At 74.1% G+C, this 10,968-nt stretch carries 5 protein-coding genes; 1 reads left to right on the top strand and 4 read right to left on the bottom strand.

The genetic code is table 11. The features are described 5' to 3' along the window. Nucleotides 1-336 precede the first annotated feature (336 nt). A complete protein-coding gene (locus ACWD1Z_RS34205; protein ID WP_451124271.1) occupies nt 337-1,149 on the top strand; it encodes a response regulator transcription factor in 813 nt (270 codons plus the stop codon). Here the strand turns inward: ACWD1Z_RS34205 and ACWD1Z_RS34200 are convergent. Genes ACWD1Z_RS34200 through ACWD1Z_RS34185 form a run of 4 tightly spaced genes read right to left on the bottom strand, consistent with a single transcriptional unit; the run spans nt 1,120 to nt 10,962 of the window. Beyond that, the gene (locus ACWD1Z_RS34200; protein WP_451124269.1) at nt 1,120-2,349 is read right to left on the bottom strand and encodes a cytochrome P450; all 1,230 of its coding nucleotides are present in this window, start codon (nt 2,347-2,349) and stop codon (nt 1,120-1,122) included. The two genes, ACWD1Z_RS34205 and ACWD1Z_RS34200, sit on opposite strands and share 30 nt — an antisense overlap. Then, nucleotides 2,346-2,543 carry an MbtH family protein gene (locus tag ACWD1Z_RS34195; protein ID WP_451124267.1) on the bottom strand — a complete coding sequence of 66 codons (198 nt, stop codon included), beginning with the start codon at nt 2,541-2,543 and terminating at the stop codon, nt 2,346-2,348. The genes ACWD1Z_RS34200 and ACWD1Z_RS34195 overlap by 4 nt, the downstream gene beginning before the upstream one ends. Before the next feature lie 35 nt (nt 2,544-2,578). Beyond that, complete coding sequence (locus ACWD1Z_RS34190) at nt 2,579-6,478, bottom strand: amino acid adenylation domain-containing protein (RefSeq protein WP_451124265.1); 3,900 nt, start codon at nt 6,476-6,478, stop codon at nt 2,579-2,581. Continuing rightward, a complete protein-coding gene (locus tag ACWD1Z_RS34185) occupies nt 6,475-10,962 on the bottom strand; it encodes an amino acid adenylation domain-containing protein (protein ID WP_451124285.1) in 4,488 nt (1,495 codons plus the stop codon). The genes ACWD1Z_RS34190 and ACWD1Z_RS34185 overlap by 4 nt, the downstream gene beginning before the upstream one ends. Between the last annotated feature and the right edge of the window lie 6 nt (nt 10,963-10,968).

Here is a 10,968-nt window from a genome sequence, read left to right as displayed (position 1 = left end):
CTGAGCGAGCATATCGGCCAATCCGCAGAACCAGCCCCCCTCGCCGCGGAATCCTTGATTCCATATGGGAACCGCGTTTCCGCAGGTCATCGCCGTATTCCCCAATGTCGACGTAACGACAAGATGGCTCATAAGAAGCCATCCGGATCTTGATGGCTTATACCATGTAGGACACATCCGTATTCACCGACAAGAACGAAGAGAACGGACACAAGAGGAAACAGAACGCAAGACGGGGGAATCTTGAGCACTACGGCAAACAGCCTTTCGCACGAAGATCCGCACATACGCGAAACCGTCCGCGAAGACCCCGGCGAACAACTCGAAGACGATCACGTGAGGGCCGCTCTGGCCCAGGCCCACACGCTCATCCGGTCCGCGCTGCACGCGCTCGACGGCACCCGCGGGCCGCACTCCCGCACGACCGAACCCCTGCGCACCGAGGACGCCTTCCGCGCCGCGCACGAACAATGGCGCTCCCAGCCCCGGCGCACCTCCCCGGAACTCTGCTACGTCGACCTCGGCGCCCGCTACTCCTGCCGCTACGGCGGCGCCTGGCCGACCCAGGAGTGGCTGCTGGAACAGGGCGCGCCGGTGCGGGTGCTGACCGTGGCCGCCGGCGGCGAGGGCTGCCGTCTCGGCTGTCTGGAGAACAGCGCGCAGCGCGGCGCCCAGATACGGGTGTCGATGCATCCGCTGCCCGGCTTCGCCGTGCTGCACCGCACGGCGGCGATCCTGCCCGCCGCGCACCGGGACACCTCACGCTCGGTCCTGGTCCGTGAACCGCACACCGTGCACTCCCTGCGGGCGCTGTTCGGCGCCGTGTTCAGCCGGGCCGCCGACTGGAGCATCGCGAGACGCTTCGCCTCTCCGGACGGCGGCGAGGAGGAGGAGACCCTGCGGGAGGTGCTGCACCTGATGGGCACCGGCCGTACCGACGAGGTCGCCGCCCGCGAACTGGGCATGTCCGTACGGACGTACAGACGGCATGTCTCGGAGGTGATGCAGCGGCTGGACGCCTCCTCCCGGTTTCAGGCGGGGCTGCGCGCCGCCGAACTGGGGCTGACCGGCGGGGCGTCCACCTCTGCGGCCGTGCCGCGGCAGGACGGGCGCGAGGGCTCAGCGCGCCCGCAGCAGCACCGGCAGTGACTCGAAGCCGCGGATGAGGTTGGAGGCCGCCCTGACCGGCTCACCGGCCGGTTCGGGCAGCCGTACCCTCCGGGTCAGCTCCTCGAAGAACACGGTGAGTTCGGCGAGTGCGAGCGCCGACCCCAGGCAGTAGTGCTCGCCCGGGGCCAACGCCACATGCCGGTTCGGGGTGCGCAGCGCGTCGAACCGGTCGGGGTCCGGGAAGACCGCGGGGTCGCGGTTGGCGGCCGGCAGCCACACCGCCACCCGGTCCCCCGCCCGCACCCGCCGTCCGGCCAGTTCGGTGTCCTCGGTGGCGGTGCGCAGCACATGCATGGCCGGGCTGGTGAACCGCAGGATCTCCTGCGCGGTGGTCTCCATGGGATGGTCCGCCCGGCTCACCGTCTCCCACTGGCCGGGGTCGCGCATCAGGGCGAGCAGACCGCCGACGGTGGCGTGCCGGGTCGTCTCGTTGCCGCCGGAGACGAGTCCGTCGCAGTTGAGGTAGATCTCCTCGTCGGTCAACGGCCGCCCGTCGACGGTGCCCCGGACCAGCGCGGTGATCACGTCGTCGGCCGGCTCCCGCCGCCGCAGCTCGGCGAGTTCGGCGTAGTACAGCAGGATGTCGGTGTGCGCCCGGGCCGCCGCCGCGCGGTCCGCCGAGCCGGGTCCGGCGTGGCCGAACGCCGTCATGGTGCGGTCCAGCATGAAGGCCCGGTCTGCGGGCGGCACGCCGAGCAGATCGCAGATCACCGCGACCGGCAGCCGGGCCGCGACGTCCACGAAGTCGCACCGGCCGCGCTCCAGCGCCTCCTCGACGATCTCCGTCGCCGTGGCCCGCATGGCGTGCCGCAGCCGGGCCACCGTTCGCGGGGTGAAGGCGGCGTTCATGACGTGCCGCAGCCCGGCGTGCCGGGGCGGGTCGGTGACGATGAGCATGCGCCCCGAGGCCGCCCGCGTCGCACCCGGGGAGTCGTCGAGCCGCATGCCCCGCCCGGAGGCGAACACCTCCGGCCTGCGCAGGACGTCCAGCGCCTCGCGGTGGCCGAGGACGGCCCAGAAGGACTCCTTGCCGGTACGTTCGTTGCGGTACACCGGCGACCGGGCACGCAACCGCGCCCACAGGGCCTCCGGTTCGCCGTCCCGGTACAGCGCCGGGTCGGCCAGGTCGGGCGCGCCGGCCGTGACCGCCACGGCGCCGTCGGGTTCGAGAACGGTCATCGGACCAGGCTCGCCGGGCGCAGGTCCGTCCAGTGCTCCTCGACGTAGTCCAGGCACTCCTGCCGCCCGGCCTCGCCGTGGACGGTCGTCCAGCCGTCGGGGACGGCGGCGAACGCCGGCCACAGGGAGTGCTGGCCCTCGTCGTTGCGCAGGACCAGATAGCGGGCGTCGTTGTCCTCGAAGGGGTTGCTCATGGGTACCGCTCCTCGGGTCGAAAGGGGGTGGGTGGTCAGCGGGTCGCGTCCAGCCGGGCCCGCACGATCGGGCCGAGCTGCGCGAGTTCGTCGGACCGGGTCATCCGGCCGTGGGTGGTGGCGATGTCGTGGGCCTCGATCCGGCCGGTGATGTGCGGCCGCCACGCCTCCGCGTCGGGCAGCCCCTCGGGCCGGCCCAGGGTGGCGCGGAAGTGCAGCAGGTCGCCGTCGTACGGGGTGGGCCGGTGGGCGCGGGCGGCGTACGCGCTCGCGGGCAGCACGTCCGCGATGGCCGCCAGATGGTCCTCGGTGAAGTCGGCGAGTCCGGCGGCGCGCAGCAGCCGGGCGGCGCGGGCCGGGTCGAGCGGTCCTTCGGCGCGGTCCGGCGGCTCGACGCCGAAGTACTCGGTGAACAGGAAGCGCAGCACCTCACCGCGGTCGGTCGGCTCGTCGGCCGGCAGCGCCTCGGGCGGATAGGAGTCCAGCATGGCCAGCAGCCCGACCTGGTGTCCGGCCGCCTTGAGCCGGGCCGCGACGGCCTGGGCGAGCTGTCCGCCGAAGGACCAGCCGAGCAGGTGGTACGGGCCGGTGGGCCGCACCTCGAGGATGCGGGCGCAGTAGTCCTCGGCCATCTTGTCGACGCCGTCGCGGACATGGCCGGGCTCGGTCAGACCGCGCGCCTGGATGCCGTAGACCGGCCGGTCGGGCGGGAGATGGCGCAACAGCCCGGTGTAGCACCAGCTGAATCCGCCGGCCGGGTGCAGGCAGAACAGCGGGGGCCGGGTGCCGGTGGCGCGCAGCGGCAGCAGGACGGACCAGGCGTCGCGTGCCTCGCCGCCGCCGAGCCGGGTGGCGAGCCCGGCCGGGGTGGGTGCCTCGAACAGGGTGCGCAGGCCCACCTCCACGCCGAGTGCCGAGCGGACCCGGGCGGCGAGCCGGGTGGCCAGCAGGGAATGCCCACCCAGCGCGAAGAAGTCGTCCTGGGCACCGACCCGGTCCACGTCGAGCACCTCGGCGAACAGCTCGCACAGCACCTGCTCCTCGGGCCCCGACGGCGGTGCGCTCCCGGCCGCCCGCGCGTCGGGGGCGGGCAGGGCACGCCGGTTCACCTTGCCGTTCGGGGTGCGCGGCAGCTCCGCCACGACGGCCAGGGCGCCCGGCACCATGGCCGCGGGCAGCCGGTCGGCGGCGTGGCGGCGCAGGGCGACCGGGTCGAGCGGGTCGCCGCCGCGGGCGGGGACGACCCAGCCGACCAGGGCGCGGTCCCGTACCGCCACCGCGGCCTCCGCGACTCCGGGGTGGGCGAGGAGAACGGCCTCGACCTCACCGGGCTCCACCCGTACCCCGCGCACCTTGACCTGGTCGTCGGCGCGCCCCAGGAAGGCGAGGCTGCCGTCGGACCGCCACTTCACCAGGTCGCCGGTGCGGTACATCCGCGCCCCGGGCGGGCCGAAGGGGTCGGCGACGAAGCGTTCGGCGGTGACGGCGGCCCGGCCCAGGTATCCGCGTCCGACGCCGGCACCGCCGTAGTAGAGCTCGCCGGGCGTGCCCGGTGGCACCGGGCGCAGGGCGGAGTCGAGGACGTGGGCGCGGGTGTTCCACAGCGGGCGGCCGATGGACCGGTCGTGGACGGTGCAGTGGGCGTAGAGGCTCTCGCTGCTGACCTCGGTGCAGCCGCAGAAGTTGATCAGACGCGCGTCGGGGCAGCAGCGGGCGAGGCGGGCGGGCAGCCCGGGTGGCATGGGCTCACCGCTGCTGAGCACGAGCCGCAGCGAGGCGAGCCGCCCGGCGCCCTCGGCGCTGGTCTCCTCCTCGTGCAGCAGCGCCTGGAGCAGGCTCGGTACGGCGGTCAGGATCCGGGTGCCGCTCTTGCTGACGAGGTCGGCGAGCGCGGCCGGATCCTTGGCGGTGGCGGCGTCGGCGAGGACGACGCGGCCGCCGTGCACGAGGGTCTGGAGGATCTCCACGGTGCCGTCGATGAAGCTGATCGAACTCTTCGCACACACCGGGTCGTTGGCCTCGAAGGAGTACAGCTCCGCGAACCAGGCCATCCGGTTGACCAGGCCTCGCTGGGTGCCGATCACGCCCTTGGGGCGGCCGGTGGAGCCGGAGGTGTAGACGACGTTGACGGCGGTGTCACCGGGGACCGCGACGGCCAGGGGCTCGGCCGAGTGTCCGGTGAGGCGGTCCTGGAGGTCCGGTTCGTCGAGGACGGTCCAGTCGCCCGCGGGCAGGCGGCCGACGGCCGCGCTGTCGGTCAGCAGCAGCGCGGGCCGGGCGTCGGCGAGCATGCCGCTGATGCGCTCGGCGGGGTAGTCCGGGTCCACGGGCAGATAGGCGGCGCCGGTGCGGACGACGGCGAGCAGGGCCACGACCAGCAGGACGGACCGGTCGGTCCCGAGCGCCACGATCCGCTCCGGTCCCGCGCCCCGCTCGATCAGGTACCGGGCCAGCCGTGAGGCCCGCGCGTCGAGATCGCCGTAGGTCAGCTCCTCGTCCCCGAAGACGAGGGCGACCTCGTCCGGACGACGGCGGAAGGAGTCGTCGAGGAGAGCGGCGAGGGTGGTGTCGGGCACCGTGCGGGCGGTGTCGTTCCAGTCGGTCAGGACCTGCCTCAGGCGGGCCGGCGGCAGCGGTTCGACGCGGCCGGCGGCCTGGTCGGCATCGGCGGCGAAGGCGGCGAGCACGGTGCGCAGCGCGGCCAGGATCTCCTCGGCGCGCTCGTCGTCGATCAGCTCGGCGCGGTGGTCCAGGCGCAGGTGCAGGCGGGTGCCGGGGACGGCGGCCAGCATCAGCGGGTAGTGGGTGGCGTCATGGCCGACGGCACGCGTGACGGTCAGCTCTCGTGCGGTGAGGGCGGTGGATCCGGTGGGGTAGTTCTCGAAGACGACGACCGTGTCGAACAGTTCGGAGACCCCGGCCGCCCGCTGGACGTCCGCGAGCGGCAGATGGTGGTGCGCGCTCGTCGCCAGGTGCCGGTCGCGGACGCGGGCCGCCACCGTGGCCAGCGGGTCGGCGGGGGACATCCGTACCCGGGTGGGCACGGTGTTGATGAACAGCCCCACCATGTCGTCGACGCCGGGCAGCTCGGGTGGCCGCCCCGAGACCACGGTGCCGAAGACGACATCGTCGAGGCCGGTGAGCCGGCCCAGCAGCACCGCCCAGGCCGCCTGCACCAGATTGCTCAGGGTCAGCCCCCGGGCGCGGGCCAGCTCGGTGAGCGCCCGGGTGAGGTCCTCGTCGAGGTCGGCCGTACGGCGCCGGGGCACACTCGGGGCGGGCGCTGAGGTGGTTGGGGCGATCCGGGTGGGCTCGTCCACCCCGGCCAGCTCGGCCCGCCAGGCCGCGCGGGCAGCCTCCCCGTCCTGCCGGGCCACCCAGGCCAGATAGTCGCGGTAGGGCGGGGCGGGTGGCAGGGCGGAGGGGACGCCGTCCGTGTCGTAGAGCGCGAGGAGTTCGCGCACCAGCACAGGTGTGGACCAGCCGTCCAGCAGGATGTGATGCACCGTCAGCATCAGTCGGTGGCGGTCCGGGGCCAGCCGGAGCAGAGCGGCGCGCAGCAGCGGAGGCGTCGCGAGGTCGAAGCGGCGGGCGCGGTCCGCGGCGAGGAAGCCCTCCGCCCGCTCCGTGCGCTCCCCCTCCGGGAGGCCGCTCAGGTCGACTTCCTCCCACGGCAGTTCGACCGTGCGCGGCACGACCTGGACCGGCTGGTCGAGGCCCTCCGTCCAGAACGCCGCGCCCAGATGGGGATGGCGCACCAGCAGGGCCTCGGCGGACCGGCGCAGAGCCGTGGCGTCGAGTGGCCCGGCGAGATCGAGGACGAGCTGGGTGACGTACACGTCGGGCCCGTCCCGGTGGTAGAGGCTGTGGAAGAAGAGGCCTTCCTGGAGCGGGGAGAGCGGCAGGACGTCGCTCAGTCCGGACCGGTGGTTCACCGCGGGGACCTCCAAGCTGCTTCGAGTCGGTCGAGCTGGTCCTGGCTGAGGCCGACCAGCGGGACGTCGGACGGGGTGCGCCCGGCGTCGCCCGCGTCGTGCCGGGCGAGCGTCGCCAGCACCGCGAGCCAGGTATCGGCGAGGGCCGCCACGTCGTCCTCGCCGAGCAGCGCGCCCGGCCAGGTCCACCCGGCCCGCAGCACCGTCCCCTCCGGGCAGTCCTCGGCGACGATGTTCAGGGCGAGGGTGTGCACCGCCGGCAGGTCCGGGTCGGCGCCGCCGCCGAAGGCGCCCGGGGCCGGGTCGATCGTCCAGTCGGCGGCAGGACCACCGGAGGGCAGCCGGCCGAGATAGTTGAAGCCCAGGCGCGGCACGGGGAGTTCGGCGAGCCGGGGCGCGGTGCCCGCGTTGAGGTGGCGCAGCAGGCCGTGGCCGATGCGGTCGCCGGGCGCGGACCGCACCTGCTCCTTGATCACCTTCACGGCGTCACCGAGGGCCGGTCCACCGGCGAGCGCCTCGTCCAGGTCGGTGTGGGCCAGGTCGAGCCGGACCGGATGCGCGCTGGTGAACCAGCCGACCGTGCGCGAGACGTCCGCGCCGGGCAGGTCCGCCCGGCCGTGCCCCTCCAGTTCGACGAGCAGCCCGTCGGCCGGGGCGGCCCGGTCCCGGCGCCAGCGGGCCACCGCCAACGCCAGTGCGGTGAGCAGCAGTTCGTCAGGACCGCAGTGGAACGCCGGGGCGACCGTGGTGAGCAGCGCCCGGCCGGTCACCGCATCGAGACTCACGGCGCGGCGCCGGAGCGTGCGGGTGACATCCCTGCCCGGCACCGGGTCCAGGCCGGGCGCGAGCGGCGCGGGTTCGGCCAGCGTGTGCAGCCAGTGCGGCAGTTCGGCGGTGCGTCGGGTGCTGTCGGCCTCGGCTGCCAGCAGCTCCGACCAGCGCCGGAAGGAGGTGACGACGGGCTGCGGACGCGGTTCGCGGCCCTCGCCGAGCGCCCGGCCGGCCTCGGCGATGTCCTCGAGCAGGATGCGCCAGGAGACACCGTCGACCGCGAGGTGGTGCACGGCCAGGAACAGCCGGCCCGCCTCGCCGGGGCCGTGGTCGAACCAGACAGCGGCCACGGTACGGCCCTCACCGGGGGCGAGTTCGCCCACCGTGCGTGCCGTCTCCTCGGCACAGCGCTCGGGCGTGCCGCGGTCGACGCGGCGCAGCACCTCCGTCGCCCGGACGGAGCCGACCGGCGGGACGATCAGCCGCCCCTCGTCGTCCTGCCGCAGCCGCAGCATGTCGTGGTGGTCGAGCAGGGTCTGGAGCACGGCCGCGACCGTGTCCTGCCGTACGCCCGCGGGCGTGCGCAGCAGCATCGACTGATGGAAGCCGTCGGTGGGCCCGCCGAGCCCGCGCAGCCACCGCATGACGGGCGTCGGCGTCACTTCACCGGTGCCGTCGTCCGCCTCCACCACCGCGCCGGTCTCGGTGGCGACGCGGGCGAGGGCGGCGACCGTGCGGTGCCGGAAGACGTCCCGCGGCGACAGGGCGAGTCCGGCGGCCCGGGCCCGGCTGCTGAGCTGGATGGCGGTGATGCTGTCGCCCCCCAGGTCGAAGAAGTCGTCCCCCACGCCGGCGTCGGGCATGCCGAGCGCCTCGCGCACGATGCCGCACAGTGTTTCCTCCACCGCCCCGCGCGGTGCCCGCCCGTCGACGGCGGCCACCGGTTCGGGTGCCGGCAGGGCGGCCCGGTCCAGCTTGCCGTTGGGCGACAACGGCAGCCGGTCCAGGGTGACGAAGGCGGCCGGGACCATGTAGTCCGGCAGCGTCCGCGCCACGAAGGCCCGCAGCTCGGCGCCGTCGGGGACGTCCGCACCGCGCGCGGGTACGACATAGCCGACGAGGCGGCTGGTGCGCGGCCCCGCCTGCACGGCGACGGCCGTCCGCGCGACACCCGGGTGGGCGGCCAGCGCGGTCTCGATCTCACCGAGTTCGATCCGGTACCCGCGGATCTTGACCTGCTCGTCCACCCGGCCGACGAACTCCAGCTGGCCGTCCGTGCGGCGCCTGGCGAGGTCGCCCGTGCGGTACATCCGGCTGCCCGGAGCGCCCCAGGGGTCGGCCACGAAGCGTTCGGCGGTGGCGGTGGGCCGGTTCCGGTAGCCGCGGGCCAGGCCCGCGCCGGCGATGTACACCTCGGCCACCACACCGGGCGGCACCGGTCGCAGCCGTTCGTCGAGCAGATGGACACGCACGCCCCGGATCGGGGTACCGATGGGCGGGGTACCGCCCCCGGAGAGCGGCTCGGTGACGGTCGCGGAGACGGTGGTCTCGGTCGGGCCGTAGGAGTTGAGCATCCGGCAGCGCGGTGCCCAGTGCGCCATCAGCGCGGGCGGGCAGGCCTCGCCGACGACGAACAGCGTGGTGTCGGGCAGCAGCGCGTCGTCCGGGAGGATCGCCAGCACGGAGGGCGGGATCGCCAGATGGGTCACCTTCTGCGAGGTCACCAGCGGAACGAGGTCCTCGGCGGCATTCCACGCGCCCGTGGGGTGCATGACCACGCAGCCACCGGCCAGCAGCGTGGCACCGATCTCCCAGAACGCCCCGTCGAAGCTGGGCGAGGCGAACTGCAGCACCCGGCTCCCGGGACCGACCCCGCCCAGCTCCTCCTGGGAGGCGGCGACCAGGTTGGCGACGCCCCGGTGCGGTACCTCGACGCCCTTGGGGCGGCCGGTGGAGCCGGAGGTGTAGATGACGTAGGCGATGTGGGCGGGGCGCAGGGGTGCGGAGCGCTCGGAGTCGGCCACGTCGCGCGGGGACGCCGCACGCAGGGCGGCGCGGGTGTCCTCGGCGTCGAGGTCGAGGACGGGCACCGCGGTGTCCGACGGGGAGCCGACGAGCAGCACCGGCCGGGCGTCATCGAGCATGTGGGCGATCCGGCCGGCCGGATAGTCCGGGTCGATCGGCAGATACCCGGCGCCCGACTTCAGGACCGCGAGCAGCGCCTCGGCGAGCCGGGGTCCCCGGGGCAGCCGTACCGCGACCACCGTGTCCGGTCCTGCCCCACGCTCGATCAGCACCCGGGCCAGCCGGTTGGCGGCCTCGTTCAGCTCCCGGTACGTGCGCTGTTCGCGTCCGGCCGTGACGGCCACCGCATGCGGTGCCTCCCGGACCCGTTCCTGGAACAGCGCGGGCGCCGTCAGCTCGGCGCCCGCCTCCGGCCGGCCGGCCGCGCCCAGGGCCGAGTACTCCTCGTCGCTGAGAATCTCCAGCTCACCGAAGGGCACGTCCGGCCGGGCCACCGCCTGCTCCAGCAGCCGCAGCAGCCGGGCCGCGAAGGTGTCGACGGTCGCCGCGTCGAACAGGTCGGTGCTGTACTCCACGCTGCCCTGGACGCCCTCGGCACCCAGGTCGCCCACGACCCGCTCGCTCAGCCCGACCGTGAGGTCGAAGCGCGCGGCCCGCGTACCGACGGGTCGCGGGCGCACCCGCAGCCCCGGCAGCTCGGCGGTGGTGTCGGCGTTGTTGTCCAGCGCCAGCATCACCTGGAACAGCGGGTTGTACGCCATGGACCGCTCGGCGCCGACCGCGTCCACGAGCTGCTCGAACGGCAGGTCCTGATGGGCGTACGCCGCCAGGTCCGCGGCTCGGACCCGGGCCAGCAGCTCACGGAAGGACGGGTCGCCGGAGGTGTCGGTGCGCAGGACGAGGGTGTTGACGAAGAACCCGACCAGTTCCTCCAGGCTGTCGTCGGTCCGCCCCGCCACCGGGGAGCCGAGCGGGATGTCGTGCCCCGCGCCGAGCCGGGTCAGCAGCGCGGCAAGACCGGCCTGCACCACCATGAACAGCGTCGTCCCGGTCTCCCGCGCGAGACCCAGCAGGGCCCGGTGCAGTTCCGGTCCGACGAAGAAGTGCCGCATGTCGCCCTGATAACTGGGTTCGGCGGGCCGGGGCCGGTCGACGGGCAGCGCGAGCTGTTCCGGGATGCCGGCCAGGGTCCGCTGCCAGTAGGCGAGTTGTTCGTGTGCGAGGCTGTCCGGCCGGTCCTCCTCGCCGAGCAGGTCCCGCTGCCACAGGGCGTAGTCGGTGTACGTCACCGGCAGCGGCGCCCACCGCGGAGCCTCACCGCGCTGCCGCGCCGCGTACGCCTCGGTCAGGTCCCGCAGCAGCGGCCGCAGCGACCAGCCGTCCCCGGCGATGTGATGCACCAGCAACAGCACCGTGCACCGCTCCGGCCCGGACCGGAACACATCCACCCGCACCGGCAGTTCGGCACCCAGGTCGAAGGGGTACGTCACCGCCTCGCCCAGCACCGCCTCCAGTTCCTCGGGCAAGACGTCCCGCCGCGCGACCCGGACCAGATCCGGCGCCGGGTCGTGCACGAGCTGCCGGGGCGATCCGTCGTCGTCCCCGATCAGGGTGCGCAGGGGTTCATGGCGGGCGACGACGTCATTGACCGCCGCTTCCAGCACCCCCACATCCAGCCGCCCCTCCACCTCCAA

The sequence above is a fragment of the Streptomyces sp. NPDC002784 genome (assembly GCF_053592135.1).
Note: the sequence above shows the minus strand (reverse complement) of the source record. Positions and strands in the feature narration are given on the sequence as shown.

What these genes read in the sequence shown, in the direction of transcription:
- ACWD1Z_RS34200 (WP_451124269.1), bottom strand. Translation starts at nt 2,349, where the DNA reads ATGACCGTTCTCGAACCCGACGGCGCCGTGGCGGTCACGGCCGGCGCG.
- ACWD1Z_RS34195 (WP_451124267.1), bottom strand. Translation starts at nt 2,543, where the DNA reads ATGAGCAACCCCTTCGAGGACAACGACGCCCGCTATCTGGTCCTGCGC.